Here is a 24,798-nt window from a genome sequence, read left to right as displayed (position 1 = left end):
GGATTAAGTATGATTCCATACAAACACGAACCATTCACAGATTTTTCACAAGAGGCAAACTACAATGCTTATGTGGAGGCTTTAAATAAAGTTGAAGGTTACTTAGGTCAAGACTACCCACTTATCATTGGTGGCGAGCGCATTACAACAGAAGATAAAATCGTTTCGTACAATCCTGCAAAGAAAACAGAAGTGATCGGCCGTGTGTCAAAAGCAAGCAAAGAGTTAGCTGAAAAAGCGATGCAAGCAGCGGATGAAACATTTAAAACATGGAAAAAAGTTGACCCTGCGATTCGTGCTGACGTTTTGTTCAAAGCAGCAGCTATTATTCGTCGTCGTAAACATGAATTCTCTGCATTATTAACAAAAGAAGCAGGGAAACCATGGGCAGAGGCAGATGCAGATACAGCGGAAGCAATCGACTTCTTGGAATACTATGGTCGCCAAATGCTACGCATTAAAGGCGGTCAACCAGTAGAAAGCCGTCCAGGCGAATACAACCGTTATGACTATATTCCATTAGGAATCGGTATCGTTATTTCTCCTTGGAACTTCCCATTTGCGATCATGGCTGGTACAACAGTGGCCGCTTTAGTAACAGGGAACACAGTCTTATTAAAACCAGCTTCTACAACACCAGTAGTGGCGTATAAATTTATCGAAGTATTAGAAGAAGCAGGTCTTCCAGCAGGTGCCGTGAACTTCGTACCAGGTTCTGGTGCTGAAGTAGGCGACTACTTAGTTGATCATCCAAAAACACGCTTCATCAGCTTCACAGGTTCACGTGATGTTGGTTTACGTATCAACCAACGTGCTTCTGTATTAAATGATGGTCAAATTTGGATTAAACGTGTCATCGCTGAAATGGGCGGAAAAGATACAATCGTGGTTGATAAAGAAGCAGACTTAGAATTAGCTGCACAATCAATCGTCAAATCAGCATTTGGCTTCTCAGGTCAAAAATGTTCAGCATGTTCTCGTGCAGTCATCGTAGAAGATGTATATGAGCAAGTTGTTAATCGTGTAGAAGAATTAACAAATGCTTTAACAGTTGGAGATCCAACAGATTTCAGCAACTTCATGGCAACGGTTATTGACCAAGCGGCATTCAACAAAATTACGGAATACATCGAAATCGGTAAAGGCGAAGGTCGTCTAGTGGCTGGTGGTACAGCAGATGATTCAGTTGGTTACTTCGTACAGCCAACTGTGTTCGCAGACGTAGAACCTTCTGCACGTATTATGAAAGAAGAAATCTTCGGGCCAGTGGTAGCAATCGCAAAAGCAAAAGATTTCGATCACGCTATTGAAATTGCGAACGATACAGAATACGGTTTAACAGGTGCAGTCATCACGAAAAACCGTGTGAACTTAGAAAAAGCACGTGAAGAATTCCATGTAGGAAACCTTTACTTCAACCGTGGCTGTACAGGTGCCATCGTTGGCTACCAACCATTTGGTGGCTTCAACATGTCAGGTACAGACTCAAAAGCAGGTGGACCAGACTACCTACAACTGCATATGCAAGCAAAAACAACTTCAGAAATGCTTTAATTTTATATTGACGTTAGGGCTACTCTAATAAGTAGAAATTAAAGCATTATGACAGGATTTGCAAAACTTCTCCAGGTAATACTATCCCTGGCTCAAACCGTAGACACTCATGACGAGGTAGTTTATTTTGGAGAAGTGAGCAAATTTATGGTTGAATTGTTGCTGAATTCTTAATTATTCTACTCATAGAGATACATAGTCCCTATCTTCCATAGATTTTTCATCATGATTTAGTAAGGAGAGAATAGGATATGACAAAAACTCAACAAGTTATTGAACAAACACAAAATTATGGTGCAGCAAACTATCATCCACTGCCAATCGTAATTTCAGAGGCTGAGGGTGCTTGGGTTAAAGATCCAGAGGGCAACAAATATTTAGATATGCTATCAGCTTATTCAGCTGTAAACCAAGGACACCGTCACCCAAAAATTATTGCTGCTTTAAAAGAACAAGCTGATAAAGTAACGTTAACTTCACGTGCATTTTACAGCGAAAATCTTGGTGAATGGTATGAGCTAGTAGGAAAATTAACAAATAAAGAAATGGTCTTACCAATGAATACTGGTGCTGAAGCAGTAGAGACTGCCTTTAAAGCAGCTCGTCGTTGGGCATATGATGTAAAAGGCGTAGAAGATGGCAAGGCTGAAGTTATTGCATGTAATGGTAACTTCCACGGTCGTACAATGCTTGCTGTATCTTTATCTTCTGACGAAGAATATCGTCGTGGCTTCGGTCCAATGTTACCAAACGTTAAATTAGTAGACTATGGTAATCTTGAAGCATTAAAGGCAGCTATTACACCAAACACTGCAGCATTCTTAATCGAACCAATTCAAGGCGAAGCTGGTATTGTTATTCCAACAGAAGGCTTCTTAAAAGCTGCTCGTGAACTTTGCCGTGAAAACAACGTATTATTCATTGCTGACGAAATTCAAGCAGGTCTAGCACGTACTGGTAAAATGTTTGCTTGTGATTGGGAAGAAGTAGAACCAGATATGTACATCTTAGGTAAAGCACTAGGTGGCGGTGTATTCCCTATTTCTTGTGTGGCTGCAAACCGTAATATCCTAGGCGTATTCAACCCAGGTTCTCATGGTTCAACTTTCGGTGGAAATCCTTTAGCTTGTGCAGTTTCAATTGCATCAATTAAAGTGTTATTAGATGAAAAATTAGCAGAACGTTCACATGACCTTGGTGAATATTTCAAAGGTAAATTAAGAGAAATTAACAACCCGGTTATTAAAGAAGTACGTGGTCGTGGCTTATTTATCGGTATGGAATTAACAGAGGCAGCGCGTCCATACTGTGAAAAACTAAAAGAATTAGGTCTATTATGTAAAGAAACACATGATACAGTTATTCGTTTTGCACCACCACTTGTTATTTCTCAAGAGGATTTAGATTGGTCAATTGAACAAATTGAAAAAGTATTTAAACTTTAACAAAATGTTCACATTTTAATTCGGAAGTATGTTACAATGATGCCGATATACTATCATTAAAAAAAACAAAGAGGCGATTTAATATGTCTGAAAACTTAAATCTTTTCACATCAACACAAGATGTCATTCAAGATGCTCTAAATAAACTTGGCTATGATGAAGCAATGTATGAATTACTAAAAGAACCACTTCGCATGCTACAAGTACGCATTCCAGTGAAAATGGATGATGGTACAACAAAAGTATTTACTGGTTACCGTGCACAGCATAATGATGCTGTAGGACCAACTAAAGGTGGGGTTCGTTTCCACCCACAAGTGTCTGAGGAGGAAGTTAAAGCGCTTTCAATGTGGATGACATTGAAATGTGGTATTGTCGATCTACCATACGGTGGTGGTAAAGGCGGTGTCATTTGTGATCCTCGTCAAATGTCTATGGGCGAAATCGAACGTTTAAGCCGTGGTTATGTACGTGCAGTAAGTCAAATCGTAGGACCAACAAAAGATATTCCTGCGCCAGACGTATTTACAAATGCACAAATTATGGCATGGATGATGGATGAATATAGCCGCATGGATGAATTCAACTCTCCAGGCTTCATCACTGGTAAGCCACTAGTACTTGGTGGTTCTCAAGGTCGTGATCGTGCGACTGCACAAGGTGTTACAATCGTAATCGAAGAAGCAGCAAAAAAACGTGGCATTGACATTAAAGGTGCTCGCGTTGTGATTCAAGGATTTGGTAATGCAGGTAGCTTCCTTGCGAAATTCATGCATGATTTAGGTGCAAAAGTAATCGGTATTTCAGATGCTTATGGTGCACTGCATGATCCTGAAGGTTTAGATATCGACTATTTATTAGATCGTCGTGATAGCTTCGGAACAGTAACAACTTTATTTGAAAATACGATTTCAAACAAAGAATTATTAGAGCTTGATTGTGATATTTTAGTGCCAGCTGCTATTGAAAACCAAATTACTGCTGACAATGCACACAATATTAAAGCCACTATCGTAGTAGAAGCAGCAAACGGTCCAACAACATCTGAAGCAACTAAAATCTTAACAGAGCGTGGCATTTTACTTGTACCAGACGTATTAGCCTCTGCTGGTGGTGTGACAGTTTCTTACTTTGAATGGGTACAAAATAACCAAGGTTATTATTGGACAGAAGAAGAAGTTGAAGAGCGTCTATACAAAAAAATGGTTGAAGCATTTGACAATGTTTATACAACAGCAACAACACGTAACATCAACATGCGCTTAGCGGCTTACATGGTAGGTGTTCGCCGTACTGCTGAAGCTTCACGCTTCCGTGGATGGGTTTAAGTAGAAGATAAATGAAACGAGTCATTCCTATATTAATGGGGTGACTCGTTTTTTCTTGTTTATTTGTTTGAATAAGGTACTCGAGGCGCTGTTGTACTAATCTAAGTAGTAATGACGTAATAAGTATACGCAATAATCCATTTATATAGAGGGTGACTCAACAAAATCTGAACAATCACTAGTATTATGATTGCAAAGTCGGCGTTTAATCTTTGCTTTCTCCAATATAAATATGAGAAAATCCAACTAGAAAGGGGCGAATTAAATGGATTCATTTACATTTTTTAACCCAGTGAAGCTCCATTTTGGTGAAGATGCACTGGAAAAATTACCGAACGAATTAGCGCAATATGGCGAGAAGGTACTAGTTGTCTATGGTGGCGGAAGCATCAAAGCGAATGGTGTTTACAATGCTGTTATAGAGAAATTACAACAGGCAAATAAAACAATAGTTGAATTAAGTGGTGTTGAACCAAATCCACGTGTGGAAACAGCGAGACGTGGTATTGAAATTTGTAAAACTGAAGGCATTGATTTAGTGCTAGCTATTGGTGGCGGCTCTGTTATTGATTGTTCCAAATTAATTGCTGCCGGTGCAAAATATAATGGTGATGCTTGGGATATCGTAAAACGTAAGGTAATTGTAGAGCAAGCCATACCGTTAGGAACGGTATTAACGCTTGCAGCTACTGGTTCTGAAATGAACTCAGGATCTGTTATTACCAATGCAGCTACCGAAGAAAAACTAAGCTGGGGTAGCCCAGCGACATTCCCGAAATTTTCAATACTGAATCCAGTCTATACGGTGACGGTACCTAAAAACCACACCGTTTATGGAATCGTTGATATGATGTCACATGTTTTCGAACAATATTTCCATAACACAACGAATACCCCGATTACAGATGAAATGTGTGAAGGAGTATTACGAACGGTTATTACGACAGCGCCCAAATTACTTGAGGATTTAGAGAATACGACATTACGTGAAACGATTTTATTGGCGGGGACAATTGGTTTAAATGGATTCTTATCAATCGGCTCTCGTGGTGATTGGGCATCTCATAATATTGAGCATGCTGTATCCGCTGTATACGATATTCCACATGCAGGGGGATTAGCTATCCTCCAGCCACATTGGATGCGTTTAAATGTGCCTGTGAATCCTGAGCGTTTTGCGGGTATAGCAACACGTGTATTTGGGGTCGACGCAACAGGCAAGACAGTAGAAGTAGTTGCTTACGAAGGAATCGATCGTCTATCAGCATTTTGGACGTCATTAGGGGCGCCTAATCGCTTGGCTGATTATGATATTGATGATTCGAAATTCCAACAGATTGTGGAGCATGCTATGCAGAACGGTCCTTTTGGAAACTTTAATAAACTGCAAGAGGAAGATGTAAGAACCATTTTACAAAATTCTCTTTAAAACAATGAGTGTGAGGCTATGATTTATGGTCTTGCACGCATTGTTTTTTTTAGGTTTCATGAATCGAAATGTTAAGAAAAATTAACGATTTATGTTGAATTTTGTCGTAGAAGTTTCTTAAGTCCTGCGATATAGTGAAATAGATAGATGAATAAGATGGTAGAAATATAATTTTCATTGTTTTTAGGTGAGAAAAGTCATGTGAAAATTGAATTGTTGGTTAATTGTTGAAAACAATATTACTTTTGAATAAGAAGAAAAGTATTTTTGTCGTAATTGCTCGAATGATGTAAAGATGTTCAGAAATTGTTCAGCCATCTTTATTAAAATAATGACAATTTAAAACAAAGGGGAGAGGGATCAAATGTTGAAACGATTGTTAGAGAAGCGCATTGTTACATTAAATTGTGTGGAGATACCATTTCAACAGCATGTTTATAAAATGCAAAATTGTGTAGAAGTATTGGGAATTGAAGCGAAATCTCTACAAATTGAAAATAATAAAATTATCACAGGATACATTGATGATCAAAGTATATTTTTCAAAAGCTTACGTTTTGGACAAACGATTATTCATTTTTCGGATGGTGTAAATAAAGCAATTGTACAATTATTTGTTCGTCCTTCTGGAGAAATTGTTGTAGAAGTAAAGCCTTATTTAGGAGAAGCTGAAATTGTCACTGTGTATTATCGAACAATTTTAGCGGATACATTTATCGCAATTGATTTAAAAGGTGCTTTAAAACATTATCTGGTGGCCCATCAATTCATGAACAGAGAAGATTCGATTGCAGAGGTGCACTATCAATCCATGCATCCAAATGTTTTAAAGGATTCTTTTGCTGGACATTTTGTATTAGGTTGTCATATGGATGGCAGAGAAATTCAAAATGCTAATGAATATGCTTTAGCTAACCGTCAAGCTTCATTACAATTTTCGAAAATCATCATTCTACAAAGGGGGAAGAGAAAGGCGATAGCCTGTGACAGACTGCTTACTTTTATGATTACCAACCATGTCTTTGTTGGGTACGAGGATATACCTGATTATCAAAATGAAGTTGAAAATTATGTAAAACGAGATTGTTTAATACCAGTATAACAAATAGCCAACTGCCTGAAATATGGCAATTGGCTATTTGTTTTCTTTAAATGATTATATGGTGTCTTTTGGTTTTTCGTTAACATGTACCCAATTTGTTTTTCCATCATCTTCATCAAATAAAATCGCTACTTTCGATACCCCTTTTTGGCTTAAGATGACCTCTGTTAAATGGTCACGTACGTCATCTAAAAAAGCCAGCGATAAATGAGGATCCGCTTCAGCTACTAATTCGACATGCAAAAATTCTCCTTCTTTAATTACTTCAAGGCGGAAGATATCTTTAATATTGGGATCATCCATTACAATATGGGCGATGTGATTTAACATTTCCTCGTCAGTCTCCCCAATGACGCCACGAGCGTTATCTAGAAATACTTTACCGACAACATAAAACATCATCGCGCCAATAATCATCGAAACAAGACCTTCTATTCGGCCCCAACCAGTAAAGTAGGCAATTAAAATGGCAGCAAAGGCTAAAAAGTTTCCGCTAGTAGCAACTAAATCTTCCATAAAGACTAATTTGGTTGCAGGCTTTGCACGATTTAAATAAGAAAACGCTTTTGGAATTGTGGAGAGACCTGCTTTTTCTTGACCCGCTTCATGCAGCACTTCAGCAGCTGCTTTGGCAAGCACTGTACCCTCTAAAACAATCCCTATGAATAATACCCCGAGTGCAATTAGTATTCCACTAGACTCTCCTGTAGGATGAATAAAATGATGCCAACCTTCTTTTATCGTTTCATAAGAAAGGATAGCTACAATAATGACAGCAAATAAGCAGACTAAATTGACAATTCGACCGAAACCACCGGGAAATTGTTTTGTAGGTGCCTTTTTTGAAAGTGCTGAGCCTATATACACAAATAATTGGTTTGCTGCATCACCGAGAGAGTGCATCATTTCTGCAAACATGGCAACATTACCAGTTAAGAAAAAGGCGACTCCTTTGATGATTCCTAAAAAGGTGTTGACACATGCTGCCAATAGGGAGGGTTTGTTGCCATCCTTTAGTAATTTTAATAGTTCTGCCATAAAAAATCCTCCAACTAGTTTAAAATTTCCATTTCGATTTTTTCTATATAAGATAGTGCTCGTAATGAACGATAAAATGATAATAGGTTATCAGAGACAATTAAGGATAGCCGCAAGTCCAATTCATGTAAAACATTATCATTTTTTAAAGGTACATCTTTAATGCGGATATTTTCGATGATAATGTTGTTGTCCTTTAAAAATAATAGAAATGATTCCGTATGGTTGTCATCATCAATTTGGACTTTTAATAAAATTTCTCGCATTCGAATTCGCTTAGGTCCAATTTTCATCAGGAAAGGCGATAGTATTTCAATGCCGAACACAATAATTACGACAGCTAGCGTTGCATCCATATAAAATCCTGCACCAACTGCAATACCGATACCAGCGGCTCCCCATATCATGGCTGCAGTTGTTAATCCCGTAATGCTATCATTGCCACGTCTTAAAATGACACCTGCTCCAAGAAACCCAATCCCGCTGACAATTTGTGCAGCTAAACGGAGAGGATCCATCGTAATATTAATATCTTCTCTGGAAGGAGTTGAGTATGCTGTTTCAATGGAGATGATGGTTAATAGGCAGCTGAAAGTAGCAATAACTAAACTGGTTTTTAATCCAACTGGCTTCTTCTTTAATTCCCTTTCGATACCGATCACTAAACTTAATGTGGCTGCAATAATTAATTTTATGCCAACTTCATATGTAATCATATTTTCCAATAATGTTTCCATACACAACCCTCCATAGATATTTCGTATTGCTAAGAGATATGCAAGCTGTCATTATTATATGTGCATTACTTTTTTGTATTGTACATCATGGAAGTAAGGAAATATAATTATTTTTTTCTTGATTAAGCAGATGTTTTTTTGAAATGAAAGAGAAGTATCAGACATAGAAAATCTCCTTCTTGTAATGAATGGAGTGGAGCTTGTTTTTTCAGCGGGGATTCAAACACCTGGTGAAATAGGGGAACCTATGTGCTAAGGTAATGTGTTTGCATGAGGCAGATCAATTAACTGTTGTTACAAGACGTAATAGCTTCTGGGGATTCAGTTAGAATATTACGCGCGAGGCATCAATGATGGAGGTGAGATTTTTGGAGCAACCTAAAATTCATCCATACATCCCAATCGTAATTGGTGTTATTTCAGTATCCATGTCCGCTATTTTTGTGAAATTAGCATCAGCGGAAGCTGGCATCATAGCTTTTTATCGTATGCTATTTTCTGTTTTAATAATGGCACCGTTATTTTTGAGGAAGTATACAAAGGAGTTAACAGCTTTAAGGAGACGTGATTGGTTATTTTCTTCAGTTGCGGGAATCTTTTTAGCTTTCCATTTTATTTTATGGTTTGAATCACTCAACTATACTTCAGTAGCAAGCTCTACAGTTTTGGTGACATTACAGCCGTTGTTTGCATTTGTGGGAACATACTTTTTCTTTAAAGAGAAGATAACAAAGAAAACGATCGTTGCAGGTACCATCGCTATAGTAGGCAGTGTGTTAATCAGTTGGGGGGATTTTAAAGTAAGTGGAACAGCTTTTTATGGAGATATACTTGCGCTCATTGCTTGTGCGCTTGCTACGGCTTATTTTCTATTAGGACAGGATGTGCGTAAAAGATTATCTTTAATGACGTATACGATGGTTGTGTATGTTGTGTGTACCATTACTTTACTTTTTTATGTATTGATTAAAGGAGAATCTTTTGGTCCATACTCTTCGATGGATTGGTTATGGTTTTTCTTATTAGCGTTAGTCCCTAATTTATTGGGTCATACTCTATTTAATTGGTCTATTAAATATGTTAGTACGAATGTTGTTTCAATCGCTATATTATTTGAACCTGTAGGGGCAGCTCTTTTAGCCTTGCTGATATTTAAAGAGTATTTGATTATGACACAAATCATTGGTGGATTGATTGTATTAGCAGGGATTCTATTGTTTGTCATCGATGTTAAAAAGATTTTTAATTTTTTTACGAAAAATGCTTGATTTTTATAATGCTATATTATATATTATTACTTGTCCTTAACAAGAAGGAACGCTTGAAAATAAAGTTTTAAAAAGTTGTTGACTTCTTGTTGTGAACAAGATATGATAATAAAGTCGCTGAAAACGACTTGAATAAAATGAACCTTGAAAACTGAACAAGCAAAACGTAATCAATAAAGTTTTCAGTAACTAATTTCGGTTAGTGAACGAAACAAAATTTTGGACATCAAAATGATGCCAGCAAAACAATTTGAGCTATTCAAATTTCTTTTATGGAGAGTTTGATCCTGGCTCAGGACGAACGCTGGCGGCGTGCCTAATACATGCAAGTCGAGCGAACAGAGAAGGAGCTTGCTCCTTCGACGTTAGCGGCGGACGGGTGAGTAACACGTGGGCAACCTACCTTATAGTTTGGGATAACTCCGGGAAACCGGGGCTAATACCGAATAATCTGTTTCACCTCATGGTGAAACACTGAAAGACGGTTTCGGCTGTCGCTATAGGATGGGCCCGCGGCGCATTAGCTAGTTGGTGAGGTAACGGCTCACCAAGGCGACGATGCGTAGCCGACCTGAGAGGGTGATCGGCCACACTGGGACTGAGACACGGCCCAGACTCCTACGGGAGGCAGCAGTAGGGAATCTTCCACAATGGGCGAAAGCCTGATGGAGCAACGCCGCGTGAGTGAAGAAGGATTTCGGTTCGTAAAACTCTGTTGTAAGGGAAGAACAAGTACAGTAGTAACTGGCTGTACCTTGACGGTACCTTATTAGAAAGCCACGGCTAACTACGTGCCAGCAGCCGCGGTAATACGTAGGTGGCAAGCGTTGTCCGGAATTATTGGGCGTAAAGCGCGCGCAGGTGGTTTCTTAAGTCTGATGTGAAAGCCCACGGCTCAACCGTGGAGGGTCATTGGAAACTGGGAGACTTGAGTGCAGAAGAGGATAGTGGAATTCCAAGTGTAGCGGTGAAATGCGTAGAGATTTGGAGGAACACCAGTGGCGAAGGCGACTATCTGGTCTGTAACTGACACTGAGGCGCGAAAGCGTGGGGAGCAAACAGGATTAGATACCCTGGTAGTCCACGCCGTAAACGATGAGTGCTAAGTGTTAGGGGGTTTCCGCCCCTTAGTGCTGCAGCTAACGCATTAAGCACTCCGCCTGGGGAGTACGGTCGCAAGACTGAAACTCAAAGGAATTGACGGGGGCCCGCACAAGCGGTGGAGCATGTGGTTTAATTCGAAGCAACGCGAAGAACCTTACCAGGTCTTGACATCCCGTTGACCACTGTAGAGATATAGTTTCCCCTTCGGGGGCAACGGTGACAGGTGGTGCATGGTTGTCGTCAGCTCGTGTCGTGAGATGTTGGGTTAAGTCCCGCAACGAGCGCAACCCTTGATCTTAGTTGCCATCATTTAGTTGGGCACTCTAAGGTGACTGCCGGTGACAAACCGGAGGAAGGTGGGGATGACGTCAAATCATCATGCCCCTTATGACCTGGGCTACACACGTGCTACAATGGACGATACAAACGGTTGCCAACTCGCGAGAGGGAGCTAATCCGATAAAGTCGTTCTCAGTTCGGATTGTAGGCTGCAACTCGCCTACATGAAGCCGGAATCGCTAGTAATCGCGGATCAGCATGCCGCGGTGAATACGTTCCCGGGCCTTGTACACACCGCCCGTCACACCACGAGAGTTTGTAACACCCGAAGTCGGTGAGGTAACCTTTTGGAGCCAGCCGCCGAAGGTGGGATAGATGATTGGGGTGAAGTCGTAACAAGGTAGCCGTATCGGAAGGTGCGGCTGGATCACCTCCTTTCTAAGGATTATTTCGGAATACAAACCTAGGGTTTGTAAGATTACGTTTTGCGTTCAGTTTTGAAGGTTCATTCTTCTTGAATGAATTACTTCTAATTATGTGCTCCTGTCGCTACGCTTTCGTCGCAAAGCTGCGAGATGTATAAGCAGGCAGTAGCTTTGTTCTTTGAAAACTGGATAAAACGACATTGAAATTGTAACAAACACATTTATTTTTTAAGTTTTTTATAGGCTTAATAACTTGGTTAAGTTATTAAGGGCGCACGGCGAATGCCTTGGCACTAGGAGCCGAAGAAGGACGGCACTAACACCGATATGCTTCGGGGAGCTGTAAGTGAGCTTTGATCCGGAGATTTCCGAATGGGGGAACCCACTACGTTTAATCGCGTAGTATCTTGACGTGAATACATAGCGTCTTGAAGGCAGACCCAGGGAACTGAAACATCTAAGTACCTGGAGGAAGAGAAAGAAAAATCGATTCCCTGAGTAGCGGCGAGCGAAACGGGAAGAGCCCAAACCAAGAGGCTTGCCTCTTGGGGTTGTAGGACACTCAATACGGAGTTACAAAAGAGCGAGTTAGATGAAGCGACTTGGAAAGGTCCGCCAGAGCAGGTAAAAGCCCTGTAGTCGAAAGTTCGTTCTCTCCTGAGTGGATCCTGAGTACGGCGGAACACGTGAAATTCCGTCGGAATCCGGGAGGACCATCTCCCAAGGCTAAATACTACCTAGTGACCGATAGTGAACCAGTACCGTGAGGGAAAGGTGAAAAGCACCCCGGAAGGGGAGTGAAAGAGATCCTGAAACCGTGTGCCTACAAGTAGTTAGAGCCCGTTAATGGGTGATAGCGTGCCTTTTGTAGAATGAACCGGCGAGTTACGATTACGTGCGAGGTTAAGCTTTAGAAGGCGGAGCCGCAGCGAAAGCGAGTCTGAATAGGGCGAAATAGTACGTGGTCGTAGACCCGAAACCAGGTGATCTACCCATGTCCAGGGTGAAGGTAAGGTAACACTTACTGGAGGCCCGAACCCACGCACGTTGAAAAGTGCGGGGATGAGGTGTGGGTAGCGGAGAAATTCCAATCGAACTTGGAGATAGCTGGTTCTCTCCGAAATAGCTTTAGGGCTAGCCTCGTGATGAGAATACTGGAGGTAGAGCACTGTTTGGACTAGGGGGCCATCCCGGTTTACCGAATTCAGACAAACTCCGAATGCCAGATATTTATACACGGGAGTCAGACTGCGAGTGATAAGATCCGTAGTCAAAAGGGAAACAGCCCAGACCACCAGCTAAGGTCCCAAAGTAATCGTTAAGTGGAAAAGGATGTGGCGTTGCACAGACAACCAGGATGTTGGCTTAGAAGCAGCCATCATTTAAAGAGTGCGTAATAGCTCACTGGTCGAGTGACGCTGCGCCGAAAATGTATCGGGGCTAAACGATTCACCGAAGCTGTGGATTGACATCTACGATGTCAGTGGTAGGAGAGCGTTCTAAGTGCGTTGAAGTCAGACCGGAAGGACTGGTGGAGCGCTTAGAAGTGAGAATGCCGGTATGAGTAGCGAAAGACGGGTGAGAATCCCGTCCACCGTATGACTAAGGTTTCCTGAGGAAGGCTCGTCCGCTCAGGGTTAGTCGGGACCTAAGCCGAGGCCGATAGGCGTAGGCGATGGACAACAGGTTGATATTCCTGTACCACCTCCTCACCGTTTGAGAAATGGGGGGACGCAGTAGGATAGGGTAAGCGCGCTGTTGGTTATGCGCGTCCAAGCAGTAAGGCGTGTGTGTAGGCAAATCCGCACACTGTAACGTTGAGCTGTGATGGCGAGTCCGTATGGACGAAGTTCCTGATTTCACACTGCCAAGAAAAGCCTCTATCGAGGTGAGAGGTGCCCGTACCGCAAACCGACACAGGTAGTCGAGGAGAGAATCCTAAGGTGTGCGAGAGAACTCTCGTTAAGGAACTCGGCAAAATGACCCCGTAACTTCGGGAGAAGGGGTGCTCTTGAGCGTGCAAGCGCATGAGAGCCGCAGTGAATAGGCCCAGGCGACTGTTTAGCAAAAACACAGGTCTCTGCAAAACCGTAAGGTGACGTATAGGGGCTGACGCCTGCCCGGTGCTGGAAGGTTAAGAGGAGTGGTTAGCGCAAGCGAAGCTGCGAATTGAAGCCCCAGTAAACGGCGGCCGTAACTATAACGGTCCTAAGGTAGCGAAATTCCTTGTCGGGTAAGTTCCGACCCGCACGAAAGGCGTAACGATCTGGGCACTGTCTCAACGAGAGACTCGGTGAAATTATAGTACCTGTGAAGATGCAGGTTACCCGCGACAGGACGGAAAGACCCCGTGGAGCTTTACTGTAGCCTGATATTGAATTTTGGTACAACTTGTACAGGATAGGTAGGAGCCAGAGATCTCGGAGCGCCAGCTTCGAAGGAGGCGTCGGTGGGATACTACCCTGGTTGTATTGAAATTCTAACCCATGCCCCTTAGCGGGGCAGGAGACAGTGTCAGGCGGACAGTTTGACTGGGGCGGTCGCCTCCTAAAAGGTAACGGAGGCGCCCAAAGGTTCCCTCAGAATGGTTGGAAATCATTCGTAGAGTGTAAAGGCACAAGGGAGCTTGACTGCGAGACCTACAAGTCGAGCAGGGTCGAAAGACGGGCTTAGTGATCCGGTGGTTCCGCATGGAAGGGCCATCGCTCAACGGATAAAAGCTACCCCGGGGATAACAGGCTTATCTCCCCCAAGAGTCCACATCGACGGGGAGGTTTGGCACCTCGATGTCGGCTCATCGCATCCTGGGGCTGTAGTCGGTCCCAAGGGTTGGGCTGTTCGCCCATTAAAGCGGTACGCGAGCTGGGTTCAGAACGTCGTGAGACAGTTCGGTCCCTATCCGTCGTGGGCGTAGGAAATTTGAGAGGAGCTGTCCTTAGTACGAGAGGACCGGGATGGACACACCGCTGGTGTACCAGTTGTCTTGCCAAAGGCATCGCTGGGTAGCTATGTGTGGACGGGATAAGTGCTGAAAGCATCTAAGCATGAAGCCCCCCTCAAGATGAGATTTCCCATTACGCAAGTAAGTAAGATCCCTCAAAGACGATGAGGTAGATAGGTTCGAGGTGGAAGTGTGGTGACACATGGAGCTGACGAATACTAATCGATCGAGGACTTAACCAAAATGTTTGAACCATTCAATGAACCGTTTATCCAGTTTTGAAAGAACAAAACTTTCAATAAAAAAAGAGCTTCAAGACACAAGTAGAACAAGGAAGCAAACGAGTGATTGAAGGAGCGTACTTCTGTACGTGACTGATTGAACGAGAGCAGCTGACGCAGTAATACGCCGTGTATTGAAGGTCGACCATAGTCTAGTGATGATGGCAAAGAGGTCACACCCGTTCCCATACCGAACACGGAAGTTAAGCTCTTTAGCGCCGATGGTAGTTGGGGGCTTCCCCCTGTGAGAGTAGGACGTCGCTAGGCATAATACCCAGGAGGATTAGCTCAGCTGGGAGAGCATCTGCCTTACAAGCAGAGGGTCGGCGGTTCGAGCCCGTCATCCTCCACCATATGCCGGTTTAGCTCAGCAGGTAGAGCAACTGACTTGTAATCAGTAGGTCGTGGGTTCGATTCCTATAGCCGGCACCATTTTTTTAGAGCCATTAGCTCAGTTGGTAGAGCATCTGACTTTTAATCAGAGGGTCGAAGGTTCGAGTCCTTCATGGCTCACCATTTTTAAATAATAATAAGCGGGTGTGGCGGAATTGGCAGACGCACTAGACTTAGGATCTAGCGCCGCAAGGCGTGGGGGTTCGACTCCCTTCACCCGCACCATTATTTCATTGCCAGATAAAAAAACTTATGCACATGCGGAAGTAGTTCAGTGGTAGAACACCACCTTGCCAAGGTGGGGGTCGCGAGTTCGAACCTCGTCTTCCGCTCCAAATGTGCCGGGGTGGCGGAACTGGCAGACGCACAGGACTTAAAATCCTGCGGTAGGTGACTACCGTACCGGTTCGATTCCGGTCCTCGGCACCATTTTTAATGCGCCCGTAGCTCAATTGGATAGAGCGTCTGACTACGGATCAGAAGGTTATGGGTTCGACTCCTGTCGGGCGCGCCAAAAAGAACGGGAAGTAGCTCAGCTTGGTAGAGCACTTGGTTTGGGACCAAGGGGTCGCAGGTTCGAATCCTGTCTTCCCGACCATTTCCAAAGAAATTATGGGGCCTTAGCTCAGCTGGGAGAGCGCCTGCCTTGCACGCAGGAGGTCAGCGGTTCGATCCCGCTAGGCTCCACCATAATAAATTAACCAGTATAAAGATCCTGGCGGCGTAGCTCAGCTGGCTAGAGCGTACGGTTCATACCCGTAAGGTCGGGGGTTCGATCCCCTCTGCCGCCATCTTAAAGGACCTTTAGCTCAGTTGGTTAGAGCAGACGGCTCATAACCGTCCGGTCGCAGGTTCGAGTCCTGCAAGGTCCACCATTTATATATTGCAACGGAGGTATACCCAAGTCTGGCTGAAGGGATCGGTCTTGAAAACCGACAGGCGGGTAACACCGCGCGGGGGTTCGAATCCCTCTACCTCCTCCAGTTTTAAATCTTTATAAATGGTGCTTTAAAAACTCGAAACCGTATAAAATTATCGCGGGGTGGAGCAGTGGTAGCTCGTCGGGCTCATAACCCGAAGGTCGTTGGTTCAAATCCGGCCCCCGCAACCAAATGGTCCCGTGGTGTAGCGGTTAACATGCCTGCCTGTCACGCAGGAGATCGCCGGTTCGATCCCGGTCGGGACCGCCATTATTTTCATAAGAAGATATGAAAAGCAAAAGAAAATAAGCTTAGCATGGACGAAATGGGTCAGTAGCTCAGTTGGTAGAGCATTAGATTGAAGCTCTAAGTGTCGGCGGTTCGATTCCGTCCTGACCCACCATTTATGCGGGTGTAGTTTAATGGTAAAACCTCAGCCTTCCAAGCTGATGTCGTGGGTTCGATTCCCATCACCCGCTCCAAGGGCCTATAGCTCAGCTGGTTAGAGCGCACGCCTGATAAGCGTGAGGTCGATGGTTCGAGTCCATTTAGGCCCATCATTATTCCGAAGTAGCTCAGTTGGTAGTAGCACCTGACTGTTAATCAGGTTGTCGCAGGTTCGAGTCCTGCCTTCGGAGCCATTTTTATGTGGGGAAGTACTCAAGAGGCTGAAGAGGCGCCCCTGCTAAGGGTGTAGGTCGGGTAACCGGCGCGAGGGTTCAAATCCCTCCTTCTCCGCCATTGGCCCGTTGGTCAAGTGGTTAAGACACCGCCCTTTCACGGCGGTAACACGGGTTCGAATCCCGTACGGGTCATACTAAAAAACAGTAGATGCACACGCATCTACTGTTTTTTCATATTCATAGATATAAATATTACTCTTGATTCAATGCATTTTCATCCATATAAACTACTTCCCAGATATGCCCATCTACATCCTGAAATCCCCAGCCATACATAAACCCATGATCTTGGGGTTCACTATAAGATTTACCACCGGAGGCCAGTGCCTTATTTACTAATTGATCTACTTGCTCTCGATTTTCAGCAGATAGACATAAAATTGCTTCTGCAGACGTAGTAGTATTTGTAATTTCCTTCTTACTAAACCCTTTGAATCGTTCTTCCACCATCATTAATGCGAAGATATTTTCACTAATAATCATTGAGGCTGTAGTCTCATCGCTAAATTGTTGATTGAACTCAAAACCTAGTTCCTTAAAGAAGTTGATGGATTTGTTTAGATCTTTCACTGGTAAATTGATAAAAATATTTTTCGATTGAAAAGCCATTTATTTTCACCTCCAAATCGACAGTAGCATAGAGCATAAAGCCATGTCAATTTCAGCAATAGATGGATATTCTTTGATTGGATCGATGATGATGCATTTGAAAATGGCAGTTGTTTAAGCTATTCAAAATAGATGTTATATGAACATAAAAAGCAGAGACGTTTTTTTACACCATCTCTGCTTTTAAAGTAACCTAATTATCCTCGTGCTAGCATTCTTTCGAGAGAGCTAAGTGCTTCAGCTGTAGTATATTCATCTACTTGGATACGGTTATGTGGTTGCCCCTGCTCAATACTTTCTAAGCTCCACAACAGATGGGGAAGGTCAATGCGATTCATTGTTAAGCAAGGACAAAAATTTTCATTTAAAGAGATAATATGTTTATCTGGATGCTGCTTCATTATGCGATTGACAAGATTCATTTCTGTTCCAATAGCCCATGACGATCCGCTTGGTGCACGATTGATTGTCTCAATGATGTATTTTGTGGAACCTGCATCATCAGCAGCTGCTACAACTTCACGACTGCATTCAGGGTGAACAATAATTTGCATAGTTGGATGTTCTTTGCGAACAACCTCCGTATGGTGAACCGTAAATCCTTCATGTACAGAGCAATGACCTTTCCATAGAATAACCTGAATGTTCTCAAGCGGCTCATTTGTTTCAAGAATATTCTTATGGGGATTCCAAACAGCCATATTTTTAAGTGGAATACCTAAATCATAGGCAGTATTTCTTCCTAAATGTTGGTCAGGTAAAAAGAAAATACGCTGTTTTTGTGTAAATGCCCATTGAACAAGCTCCTTAGCATTCGATGAAGTGACACAGGCACCACCATGTCTTCCCGTAAAGGCTTTAATGGCAGCAGTTGAATTGACATAAGTTAGCGGGATAATTGTATCACCAAAGAGTTGCTGAAGAATCGGCCATGCTTGTTCTGTTTGATAAATATCAGCCATATCAGCCATTGAACAACCTGCACGCATATCTGGTAAATAGACATGTTGCTGCTTCGTTGTCAGCATATCAGCAGTTTCAGCCATAAAATGCACACCGCAAAATACGATATGCTCAGCTTCCTTGTTTGCGGCAGATAATTGAGCTAACTGTAGGGAATCACCAGTTGCATCTGCAAATTGAATGACTTCATCTTTTTGATAATGATGTCCTGGTATAAATAGTTTAGATCCTAATTTTTGCTTTATTGATAAAATACGAGATTCCATTTCCTTTACGGATAATGCCCGGTAATGCTCTGGAAGTAGTGTCGTTTGTTGTAATAAACTAGTTATGGACAAGGGAATGATCTCCTTTCATTTGAACGAGTGCACTAATGTCAAAGGCTTTAACGGAATGCGTTAATGAACCAAGTGAAATAAACTGAACACCTGATTGTGCATAGGCCTTTAAATTTTCAAGTGTGATGCCTCCTGATGCCTCTGTCACAATAGAAGAAGGGACAGTGGGAAGCCATGCTCGTATTTCTTCTGGACTACGGTTATCAAACATAATAATATCTGCTCCAGCAATGATGGCTTCTTCTAGCTGGTCCTTTGTTTCAATTTCCACTTCGATTTTTACAGTATGACCGACTTTTGCTCTAGCAGCCTGAACAGCTTTTGTAATGCTACCAGCAAAGGCAATGTGGTTATCCTTTAGCATGATGGCATCATACAGGCCATTACGATGATTAAAGCCACCACCGATTCTAACAGCATATTTATCCAGCATACGCAATCCAGGCATGGTTTTACGCGTATCACATATTTTCGCATGCGTACCAGCTGTTTCTCGAACGGCATGATGGGTCGCCGTCGCAATAGCGGACATACGCTGAATAAGATTTAATATAACGCGCTCACCTATTAATAATTTTTGTAAGGGTCCCTTTACCACAGCAAGCACATCACCGGTCTTTACTGTCTCTCCATCTTTTTTTAGAAGTTGGATTTTTATTGATCGATCGAGTAAGTGAAAGCCATACTCAATAATGAGCGCCCCGCAGAAAACCCCATTTTCTTTAGCATAAAAAGAAAATGATCCCTGCTGTTCAGCTGAAAAGATATATTCACTCGATAAATCCCCATCACCTAAATCCTCATTAAAAAATTGCTTGAGCATTTCCTCGAGTTTGATGATATTCATACAATGAGTTCCTCACTTTCATTTGGCCTTGCGAAAAAATAATCCAACGACTTGCCCAGTGTGCGTCCATTTCTAATTTATCCGTACGAATATGAGCACCACGCGTTTCCGTTCGTGTAATTGCAGCATGTGCCATTAATGTTGCAACAACATGCATCATAAATAGTTCCAATTCAGCTTGTTCTAGACCCTTTAGATTCGTATAAAGAAGTGATTGCAAGGAGGGTAATTGCTGAATAAAATGCTGCAAGTCATTAACGTTTCGCACGATGCCTAAAAACTGCATCATGTATTGCTGTAACTGCTGTTTGCTAAATAAAGATGGCATTATTTCAGCACATTGATGGTGGTTATGTGTGAAATTTTTTTGATGGCAACCATGTTGAATGATGAACTGAGCCATTCTTTGCCCAAACGTAATACCTTCCAATAGGGAGTTACTTGCTAAACGGTTCGCACCATGGACACCTGTACAGGCAACTTCCCCCACTGCATATAGATTAGGTATAGTGGTTCTTCCTTTGTCATCAGCAATAACGCCCCCCATTAAGAAATGACTTCCTGGAGCTACAGGAATTAAGCCATCTTGTAAATAAACTTGATTGTCATAGCAAAGCTGAGCAATTGTTGGGAATTTCATTTCAAAATTTTGAATGTTAGTAATATCAATAAACGTCTCCTCACCAGCAGCACGTTTTTTAAAAAGTGCAAGTGCCGTAATATGTCTTGGTGCTAAGTCAAGTTGGGCATGTAAGCCTGTCATAATGGGCTGACGCTGTGCATCCACAAAGATGCCACCAGCACCTCGAACAGCTTCGGAAACTAATCCCTTCGCCTCATTTTCACACCAAAGCAGACTAGGGTGGAACTGCATAAATTCCATATCACTGATGGCAGCACCTGCGCGAAATGCTAACGCGATGCCGTCACCTGTATTGGTTGGATAATTAGATGTGCTTGAATAGAGTGCACCTGCACCACCTGTCGCTAAAATGACATGATGGGCCAAATAGCGTGTAATGCCTTTTTGTCCTTTGGTAAGTGCGCCTATGCAGTCACCATCTGTATTCCGTAAAAGCTCATAAGCCATTTCATAGCAATTCACCTTTGTTTTAGGCGAAAGTTTATGAAGTAAGTAATCTATGAAAATTTGACCAGTACGATCACCACCTGCATGTAGAATACGATGATGACTATGTGCCCCTTCGAGTCCTAGAGCCGGTTTTCCATCAACATGACGATCGATAGGGAGACCAGTCTTTAAATATTTCTGCATGATTTTAGTGCCATCTTCTATGAGTGTAGTAACATGTTTTTTCTCGTGATGATATTCTCCAGCTTTCAATGTATCAGCAATGTGGTGTTCAATATGATCTTTCTCACTTGTAACAGCAGCGATGCCACCTTGTGCACGATAAGAACTACTCATATAAAGAGATGATTTTGTAACAATTTGTACTTGAAAATGTTCTTCGAGCAGTAAAGCAGCTTGAAGTGCAGCAATTCCACTGCCGATTATAAGGACATCTGCCTTTACATCCATAGTTATACCCTCTTTACAGTTGTCTTGACACTTATCTTTACATAAAATAAAAAAGAAAACAAGACTTGATGAACTAGAGAGGGAGAAGACAATGATTTATATGGATTATGCTGCGACATCACCGATGACGAAGGAGGCTCTTGCAGCTTATGTAGAGGTAGCACAGCGTTATTATGGAAATAGTGCAAGTCTTCATGATTTAGGAGGACAAGCCTATTATTTTGTCCAGCAATCAAGAGAGGTTGTAGCCAATGCTTTAGGCGTAAATAGTGACGGTATTATTTTTACAGGGAGCGGGACAGAAGGAAATATCCTGGCTATCTTGTCATTAGCGCTGGCCTCTAAAAAAGGAAAACACATTATTTCATCTCAAGCTGAGCATACGTCTGTGCATGCAGCGTTGAATACGCTTGAGAAAATGGGTTTTATAGTGACAAAATTGCCTTTACAGATGGATGGATGGATTGACCTTGAACAATTACAGCAAGCAATCCGCAAAGATACGGCTTTGATTACAATTCAACATGTCAATTCTGAAATTGGTGCTATTCAGCCTGTAGAGAAAATAATAGAGATGGCTAAAAAATCTGATGTTTTCAGCCATATTGACTGTGTACAATCATTTGGGAAGCTTGCTATACCAAGTGGAGTAGATGCCATCACAATCTCAGCTCATAAAATAGGTGGACCAAAGGGGTGTGGTGCTGTCTATCTGAATCCTGCGCTCCGAGTACCTGCCTTAACACCGGGTGTGACTCATGAGAGGGGTTTAAGAGGCGGCACATTAGATACACCAGCAATTGTAGCCTTTGCGGCAGCAATTGAAAACTATCAATATGAAAGACAACATTATGAGACTTTAAGAAGATTTTTGAAAAACAATTTGCCTGAAACATGCCAATTAATAGAATGTAACCAACAATTGCCTACTATTTGTGGCGTAATGATGGATAAAATAGAGGGACAATATGTTCTTTTAAAGTTAAATGAGGCAGGAATCTGTATTTCGACGGGTAGTGCATGTGATATTCATAGTGAATCTGGAACGAAAGCCATTTTATCAATGGGTTACTCTTTGGAAGCAGCACGCCAATTTTTTAGACTATCTTTTGGAGCTTCCACAACATTTGAAGAAATTCTAAGATTGAAACAAGAGCTTTTAACTATTTAATGAAACAACAAGTGAAGGGTTTTCTATACCCTTTCCTTGTTCAGAAATAGATTATAAGCTAAGAAAATAGGTGAAATAAAATAATTGTTTTCTTTTGAAACAACAATTGTTATAATATTTTGCAGGGCAATATTTTCTCTTACTTAGCAAAAATAACTTCAAAAAGTAATAATTTCTTTTTTTTATAAAAAAGTATTGCACAATGTGAGAAAACGTTATACAATAATTCTTGTCTTGAAGGACAGGTAAACAACTTCAAAACAAGATACATAAAGAAACTTCTGCTAAAAACGCAGAAGCCAGCACATCCATGTGCAAGTCTAGTGATGATGGCAAAGAGGTCACACCCGTTCCCATACCGAACACGGAAGTTAAGCTCTTTAGCGCCGATGGTAGTTGGGGGCTTCCCCCTGTGAGAGTAGGACGTCGCTAGGCATAATACCCAGGAGGATTAGCTCAGCTGGGAGAGCATCTGCCTTACAAGCAGAGGGTCGGCGGTTCGAGCCCGTCATCCTCCACCATATGCCGGTTTAGCTCAGCAGGTAGAGCAACTGACTTGTAATCAGTAGGTCGTGGGTTCGATTCCTATAGCCGGCACCATTTTTTTAGAGCCATTAGCTCAGTTGGTAGAGCATCTGACTTTTAATCAGAGGGTCGAAGGTTCGAGTCCTTCATGGCTCACCATTTTTAAATAATAATAAGCGGGTGTGGCGGAATTGGCAGACGCACTAGACTTAGGATCTAGCGCCGCAAGGCGTGGGGGTTCGACTCCCTTCACCCGCACCATTATTTCATTGCCAGATAAAAAAACTTATGCACATGCGGAAGTAGTTCAGTGGTAGAACACCACCTTGCCAAGGTGGGGGTCGCGAGTTCGAACCTCGTCTTCCGCTCCAAATGTGCCGGGGTGGCGGAACTGGCAGACGCACAGGACTTAAAATCCTGCGGTAGGTGACTACCGTACCGGTTCGATTCCGGTCCTCGGCACCATTTTTAATGCGCCCGTAGCTCAATTGGATAGAGCGTCTGACTACGGATCAGAAGGTTATGGGTTCGACTCCTGTCGGGCGCGCCAAAAAGAACGGGAAGTAGCTCAGCTTGGTAGAGCACTTGGTTTGGGACCAAGGGGTCGCAGGTTCGAATCCTGTCTTCCCGACCATTTCCAAAGAAATTATGGGGCCTTAGCTCAGCTGGGAGAGCGCCTGCCTTGCACGCAGGAGGTCAGCGGTTCGATCCCGCTAGGCTCCACCATAATAAATTAACCAGTATAAAGATCCTGGCGGCGTAGCTCAGCTGGCTAGAGCGTACGGTTCATACCCGTAAGGTCGGGGGTTCGATCCCCTCTGCCGCCATCTTAAAGGACCTTTAGCTCAGTTGGTTAGAGCAGACGGCTCATAACCGTCCGGTCGCAGGTTCGAGTCCTGCAAGGTCCACCATTTATATATTGCAACGGAGGTATACCCAAGTCTGGCTGAAGGGATCGGTCTTGAAAACCGACAGGCGGGTAACACCGCGCGGGGGTTCGAATCCCTCTACCTCCTCCAGTTTTAAATCTTTATAAATGGTGCTTTAAAAACTCGAAACCGTATAAAATTATCGCGGGGTGGAGCAGTGGTAGCTCGTCGGGCTCATAACCCGAAGGTCGTTGGTTCAAATCCGGCCCCCGCAACCAAATGGTCCCGTGGTGTAGCGGTTAACATGCCTGCCTGTCACGCAGGAGATCGCCGGTTCGATCCCGGTCGGGACCGCCATTATTTTCATAAGAAGATATGAAAAGCAAAAGAAAATAAGCTTAGCATGGACGAAATGGGTCAGTAGCTCAGTTGGTAGAGCATTAGATTGAAGCTCTAAGTGTCGGCGGTTCGATTCCGTCCTGACCCACCATTTATGCGGGTGTAGTTTAATGGTAAAACCTCAGCCTTCCAAGCTGATGTCGTGGGTTCGATTCCCATCACCCGCTCCAAGGGCCTATAGCTCAGCTGGTTAGAGCGCACGCCTGATAAGCGTGAGGTCGATGGTTCGAGTCCATTTAGGCCCATCATTATTCCGAAGTAGCTCAGTTGGTAGTAGCACCTGACTGTTAATCAGGTTGTCGCAGGTTCGAGTCCTGCCTTCGGAGCCATTTTTATGTGGGGAAGTACTCAAGAGGCTGAAGAGGCGCCCCTGCTAAGGGTGTAGGTCGGGTAACCGGCGCGAGGGTTCAAATCCCTCCTTCTCCGCCATTGGCCCGTTGGTCAAGTGGTTAAGACACCGCCCTTTCACGGCGGTAACACGGGTTCGAATCCCGTACGGGTCATACTAAGTGCAGTAGATGAATTACATCTACTGCACTTTTTAATTGATTTGATAACATAGTTACTATAAAAATGAAGCCTTCACAGAACATCGGATCTGTGAAGG

Annotated in this window: 13 protein-coding genes, 40 tRNA genes and 4 rRNA genes; 51 read left to right on the top strand and 6 right to left on the bottom strand. The window is 42.9% G+C overall.

What is annotated here, in order from left to right:
* The first annotated feature begins 9 nt into the window (after positions 1 to 9).
* The 5 genes from pruA (at position 10) to NV349_RS17845 (ending at position 6,858) form a co-directional block, all read left to right on the top strand.
* Positions 10 to 1,554 (top strand): L-glutamate gamma-semialdehyde dehydrogenase, encoded by a 1,545-nt coding sequence (pruA, locus tag NV349_RS17865; protein ID WP_036119871.1) that lies wholly within the window; start codon positions 10 to 12, stop codon positions 1,552 to 1,554.
* A 251-nt stretch (positions 1,555 to 1,805) separates the two neighbouring features.
* Positions 1,806 to 2,999: an ornithine--oxo-acid transaminase gene (locus NV349_RS17860; RefSeq protein ID WP_036119876.1), complete on the top strand. Its 1,194-nt coding sequence runs from the start codon at positions 1,806 to 1,808 to the stop codon at positions 2,997 to 2,999.
* Between the two features lie 83 nt (positions 3,000 to 3,082).
* A complete protein-coding gene (locus tag NV349_RS17855; RefSeq protein WP_036119879.1) occupies positions 3,083 to 4,327 on the top strand; it encodes a Glu/Leu/Phe/Val family dehydrogenase in 1,245 nt (414 codons plus the stop codon).
* 265 nt (positions 4,328 to 4,592) lie between these two features.
* The gene (locus tag NV349_RS17850; protein ID WP_271910767.1) at positions 4,593 to 5,756 is read left to right on the top strand and encodes an iron-containing alcohol dehydrogenase; all 1,164 of its coding nucleotides are present in this window, start codon (positions 4,593 to 4,595) and stop codon (positions 5,754 to 5,756) included.
* 364 nt (positions 5,757 to 6,120) lie between these two features.
* Positions 6,121 to 6,858, top strand: coding sequence for a hypothetical protein (locus tag NV349_RS17845; protein WP_058843226.1), 738 nt, complete (start codon positions 6,121 to 6,123; stop codon positions 6,856 to 6,858).
* A gap of 54 nt (positions 6,859 to 6,912) precedes the next feature.
* On the opposite strand, the gene NV349_RS17840 is transcribed toward NV349_RS17845, so the two are convergent.
* Positions 6,913 to 7,896, bottom strand: a complete 984-nt coding sequence (locus NV349_RS17840; RefSeq protein WP_036119886.1) for a cation diffusion facilitator family transporter — start codon at positions 7,894 to 7,896, stop codon at positions 6,913 to 6,915.
* Positions 7,897 to 7,910: 14 nt separating this feature from the next.
* Positions 7,911 to 8,633 (bottom strand): MgtC/SapB family protein, encoded by a 723-nt coding sequence (locus tag NV349_RS17835; protein WP_036119888.1) that lies wholly within the window; start codon positions 8,631 to 8,633, stop codon positions 7,911 to 7,913.
* Positions 8,634 to 9,001: 368 nt separating this feature from the next.
* On the opposite strand from NV349_RS17835, the gene NV349_RS17830 reads away from it, so the two are divergent.
* From NV349_RS17830 to NV349_RS17715, 24 genes are all read left to right on the top strand, one after another.
* Positions 9,002 to 9,901, top strand: coding sequence for a DMT family transporter (locus NV349_RS17830; RefSeq protein ID WP_089935024.1), 900 nt, complete (start codon positions 9,002 to 9,004; stop codon positions 9,899 to 9,901).
* A gap of 269 nt (positions 9,902 to 10,170) precedes the next feature.
* A 16S ribosomal RNA gene (locus tag NV349_RS17825) occupies positions 10,171 to 11,722 on the top strand.
* A 242-nt stretch (positions 11,723 to 11,964) separates the two neighbouring features.
* Positions 11,965 to 14,892: ribosomal RNA gene (locus NV349_RS17820) — 23S ribosomal RNA — on the top strand.
* A 190-nt stretch (positions 14,893 to 15,082) separates the two neighbouring features.
* Positions 15,083 to 15,198, top strand: a 5S ribosomal RNA gene (gene rrf, locus NV349_RS17815).
* Together the 16S, 23S and 5S rRNA genes with 20 tRNA genes alongside form the textbook arrangement of a ribosomal RNA operon.
* Positions 15,199 to 15,208: 10 nt before the next feature.
* Positions 15,209 to 15,284: transfer RNA gene (locus NV349_RS17810), tRNA-Val, on the top strand.
* Positions 15,285 to 15,287: 3 nt separating this feature from the next.
* Positions 15,288 to 15,363 (top strand) — tRNA-Thr (locus tag NV349_RS17805).
* An 8-nt stretch (positions 15,364 to 15,371) separates the two neighbouring features.
* Positions 15,372 to 15,447 (top strand) — tRNA-Lys (locus NV349_RS17800).
* A 17-nt stretch (positions 15,448 to 15,464) separates the two neighbouring features.
* A tRNA-Leu gene (locus NV349_RS17795) sits at positions 15,465 to 15,549 on the top strand.
* A 35-nt stretch (positions 15,550 to 15,584) separates the two neighbouring features.
* Positions 15,585 to 15,659, top strand: a tRNA-Gly gene (locus NV349_RS17790).
* 5 nt (positions 15,660 to 15,664) lie between these two features.
* A tRNA-Leu gene (locus NV349_RS17785) sits at positions 15,665 to 15,753 on the top strand.
* An 8-nt stretch (positions 15,754 to 15,761) separates the two neighbouring features.
* A tRNA-Arg gene (locus NV349_RS17780) sits at positions 15,762 to 15,838 on the top strand.
* 7 nt (positions 15,839 to 15,845) lie between these two features.
* Positions 15,846 to 15,922, top strand: a tRNA-Pro gene (locus NV349_RS17775).
* A gap of 16 nt (positions 15,923 to 15,938) precedes the next feature.
* A tRNA-Ala gene (locus tag NV349_RS17770) sits at positions 15,939 to 16,014 on the top strand.
* 27 nt (positions 16,015 to 16,041) lie between these two features.
* Positions 16,042 to 16,115: transfer RNA gene (locus tag NV349_RS17765), tRNA-Met, on the top strand.
* Positions 16,116 to 16,122: 7 nt separating this feature from the next.
* A tRNA-Ile gene (locus tag NV349_RS17760) sits at positions 16,123 to 16,199 on the top strand.
* Positions 16,200 to 16,214: 15 nt separating this feature from the next.
* Positions 16,215 to 16,307 (top strand) — tRNA-Ser (locus NV349_RS17755).
* Between the two features lie 53 nt (positions 16,308 to 16,360).
* Positions 16,361 to 16,435, top strand: a tRNA-Met gene (locus tag NV349_RS17750).
* A 3-nt stretch (positions 16,436 to 16,438) separates the two neighbouring features.
* Positions 16,439 to 16,514: transfer RNA gene (locus NV349_RS17745), tRNA-Asp, on the top strand.
* A 57-nt stretch (positions 16,515 to 16,571) separates the two neighbouring features.
* A tRNA-Phe gene (locus NV349_RS17740) sits at positions 16,572 to 16,647 on the top strand.
* A 5-nt stretch (positions 16,648 to 16,652) separates the two neighbouring features.
* Positions 16,653 to 16,726, top strand: a tRNA-Gly gene (locus NV349_RS17735).
* 1 nt (position 16,727) lies between these two features.
* A tRNA-Ile gene (locus tag NV349_RS17730) sits at positions 16,728 to 16,801 on the top strand.
* A 7-nt stretch (positions 16,802 to 16,808) separates the two neighbouring features.
* Positions 16,809 to 16,885 (top strand) — tRNA-Asn (locus NV349_RS17725).
* A 9-nt stretch (positions 16,886 to 16,894) separates the two neighbouring features.
* A tRNA-Ser gene (locus tag NV349_RS17720) sits at positions 16,895 to 16,985 on the top strand.
* A 2-nt stretch (positions 16,986 to 16,987) separates the two neighbouring features.
* Positions 16,988 to 17,059 (top strand) — tRNA-Glu (locus tag NV349_RS17715).
* 60 nt (positions 17,060 to 17,119) lie between these two features.
* Here NV349_RS17715 and NV349_RS17710 read toward each other — a convergent pair.
* The 4 genes from NV349_RS17710 to nadB form a co-directional block, all read right to left on the bottom strand.
* Positions 17,120 to 17,536 (bottom strand): VOC family protein, encoded by a 417-nt coding sequence (locus NV349_RS17710; RefSeq protein ID WP_036124685.1) that lies wholly within the window; start codon positions 17,534 to 17,536, stop codon positions 17,120 to 17,122.
* A gap of 197 nt (positions 17,537 to 17,733) precedes the next feature.
* On the bottom strand, positions 17,734 to 18,837 hold the full coding sequence (gene nadA, locus NV349_RS17705; protein WP_271910764.1) for a quinolinate synthase NadA: 1,104 nt from the start codon (positions 18,835 to 18,837) through the stop codon (positions 17,734 to 17,736).
* A complete protein-coding gene (gene nadC / locus NV349_RS17700; RefSeq protein ID WP_249646160.1) occupies positions 18,824 to 19,684 on the bottom strand; it encodes a carboxylating nicotinate-nucleotide diphosphorylase in 861 nt (286 codons plus the stop codon). Before nadC ends, nadA begins: the two co-directional genes overlap by 14 nt.
* Entirely contained in the window at positions 19,641 to 21,227 is a 1,587-nt protein-coding gene (gene nadB, locus NV349_RS17695; RefSeq protein WP_271910761.1) for an L-aspartate oxidase, read from the bottom strand. The genes nadC and nadB overlap by 44 nt, the downstream gene beginning before the upstream one ends.
* A 100-nt stretch (positions 21,228 to 21,327) precedes the next feature.
* Between nadB and NV349_RS17690 the strand changes: the two genes are divergently transcribed.
* The 22 genes from NV349_RS17690 (at position 21,328) to NV349_RS17585 (ending at position 24,694) form a co-directional block, all read left to right on the top strand.
* Positions 21,328 to 22,398 carry a cysteine desulfurase family protein gene (locus NV349_RS17690; protein ID WP_082673677.1) on the top strand — a complete coding sequence of 357 codons (1,071 nt, stop codon included), beginning with the start codon at positions 21,328 to 21,330 and terminating at the stop codon, positions 22,396 to 22,398.
* A gap of 319 nt (positions 22,399 to 22,717) precedes the next feature.
* Positions 22,718 to 22,833 (top strand): 5S ribosomal RNA (rrf, locus tag NV349_RS17685).
* 10 nt (positions 22,834 to 22,843) lie between these two features.
* A tRNA-Val gene (locus tag NV349_RS17680) sits at positions 22,844 to 22,919 on the top strand.
* Between the two features lie 3 nt (positions 22,920 to 22,922).
* Positions 22,923 to 22,998 (top strand) — tRNA-Thr (locus tag NV349_RS17675).
* 8 nt (positions 22,999 to 23,006) lie between these two features.
* A tRNA-Lys gene (locus NV349_RS17670) sits at positions 23,007 to 23,082 on the top strand.
* A 17-nt stretch (positions 23,083 to 23,099) separates the two neighbouring features.
* A tRNA-Leu gene (locus NV349_RS17665) sits at positions 23,100 to 23,184 on the top strand.
* Positions 23,185 to 23,219: 35 nt separating this feature from the next.
* Positions 23,220 to 23,294: transfer RNA gene (locus NV349_RS17660), tRNA-Gly, on the top strand.
* Between the two features lie 5 nt (positions 23,295 to 23,299).
* Positions 23,300 to 23,388 (top strand) — tRNA-Leu (locus NV349_RS17655).
* A gap of 8 nt (positions 23,389 to 23,396) precedes the next feature.
* Positions 23,397 to 23,473, top strand: a tRNA-Arg gene (locus NV349_RS17650).
* A 7-nt stretch (positions 23,474 to 23,480) separates the two neighbouring features.
* Positions 23,481 to 23,557 (top strand) — tRNA-Pro (locus NV349_RS17645).
* Positions 23,558 to 23,573: 16 nt separating this feature from the next.
* Positions 23,574 to 23,649, top strand: a tRNA-Ala gene (locus tag NV349_RS17640).
* A 27-nt stretch (positions 23,650 to 23,676) separates the two neighbouring features.
* Positions 23,677 to 23,750, top strand: a tRNA-Met gene (locus NV349_RS17635).
* A 7-nt stretch (positions 23,751 to 23,757) separates the two neighbouring features.
* Positions 23,758 to 23,834, top strand: a tRNA-Ile gene (locus NV349_RS17630).
* 15 nt (positions 23,835 to 23,849) lie between these two features.
* Positions 23,850 to 23,942, top strand: a tRNA-Ser gene (locus tag NV349_RS17625).
* Between the two features lie 53 nt (positions 23,943 to 23,995).
* Positions 23,996 to 24,070 (top strand) — tRNA-Met (locus NV349_RS17620).
* A gap of 3 nt (positions 24,071 to 24,073) precedes the next feature.
* Positions 24,074 to 24,149: transfer RNA gene (locus NV349_RS17615), tRNA-Asp, on the top strand.
* A 57-nt stretch (positions 24,150 to 24,206) separates the two neighbouring features.
* Positions 24,207 to 24,282 (top strand) — tRNA-Phe (locus tag NV349_RS17610).
* 5 nt (positions 24,283 to 24,287) lie between these two features.
* Positions 24,288 to 24,361: transfer RNA gene (locus NV349_RS17605), tRNA-Gly, on the top strand.
* 1 nt (position 24,362) lies between these two features.
* Positions 24,363 to 24,436, top strand: a tRNA-Ile gene (locus NV349_RS17600).
* A gap of 7 nt (positions 24,437 to 24,443) precedes the next feature.
* A tRNA-Asn gene (locus NV349_RS17595) sits at positions 24,444 to 24,520 on the top strand.
* 9 nt (positions 24,521 to 24,529) lie between these two features.
* Positions 24,530 to 24,620 (top strand) — tRNA-Ser (locus NV349_RS17590).
* A gap of 2 nt (positions 24,621 to 24,622) precedes the next feature.
* Positions 24,623 to 24,694: transfer RNA gene (locus NV349_RS17585), tRNA-Glu, on the top strand.
* The last annotated feature ends 104 nt before the right edge of the window (positions 24,695 to 24,798 follow it).

It is taken from the genome of Lysinibacillus sp. OF-1 (assembly GCF_028356935.1).
GTDB classification, from domain to species: Bacteria; Bacillota; Bacilli; order Bacillales_A; family Planococcaceae; genus Lysinibacillus; species Lysinibacillus fusiformis_D.
The sequence above is the reverse complement of the archived record's forward strand: the minus strand, read 5'-3'. Positions and strand labels throughout refer to the sequence as shown.

Excerpts from the sequence above, each read along its gene's own strand:
- nadB (WP_271910761.1), bottom strand. The coding sequence starts at position 21,227 with ATGGATGTAAAGGCAGATGTCCTTATAATCGGCAGTGGAATTGCTGCA.
- NV349_RS17855 (WP_036119879.1), top strand. The coding sequence starts at position 3,083 with ATGTCTGAAAACTTAAATCTTTTCACATCAACACAAGATGTCATTCAA.
- nadC (WP_249646160.1), bottom strand. The coding sequence starts at position 19,684 with ATGAATATCATCAAACTCGAGGAAATGCTCAAGCAATTTTTTAATGAG.
- pruA (WP_036119871.1), top strand. The coding sequence starts at position 10 with ATGATTCCATACAAACACGAACCATTCACAGATTTTTCACAAGAGGCA.
- NV349_RS17860 (WP_036119876.1), top strand. The coding sequence starts at position 1,806 with ATGACAAAAACTCAACAAGTTATTGAACAAACACAAAATTATGGTGCA.
- NV349_RS17840 (WP_036119886.1), bottom strand. The coding sequence starts at position 7,896 with ATGGCAGAACTATTAAAATTACTAAAGGATGGCAACAAACCCTCCCTA.
- NV349_RS17845 (WP_058843226.1), top strand. The coding sequence starts at position 6,121 with ATGTTGAAACGATTGTTAGAGAAGCGCATTGTTACATTAAATTGTGTG.
- NV349_RS17850 (WP_271910767.1), top strand. The coding sequence starts at position 4,593 with ATGGATTCATTTACATTTTTTAACCCAGTGAAGCTCCATTTTGGTGAA.
- NV349_RS17710 (WP_036124685.1), bottom strand. The coding sequence starts at position 17,536 with ATGGCTTTTCAATCGAAAAATATTTTTATCAATTTACCAGTGAAAGAT.
- NV349_RS17835 (WP_036119888.1), bottom strand. The coding sequence starts at position 8,633 with ATGGAAACATTATTGGAAAATATGATTACATATGAAGTTGGCATAAAA.
- NV349_RS17690 (WP_082673677.1), top strand. The coding sequence starts at position 21,328 with ATGGATTATGCTGCGACATCACCGATGACGAAGGAGGCTCTTGCAGCT.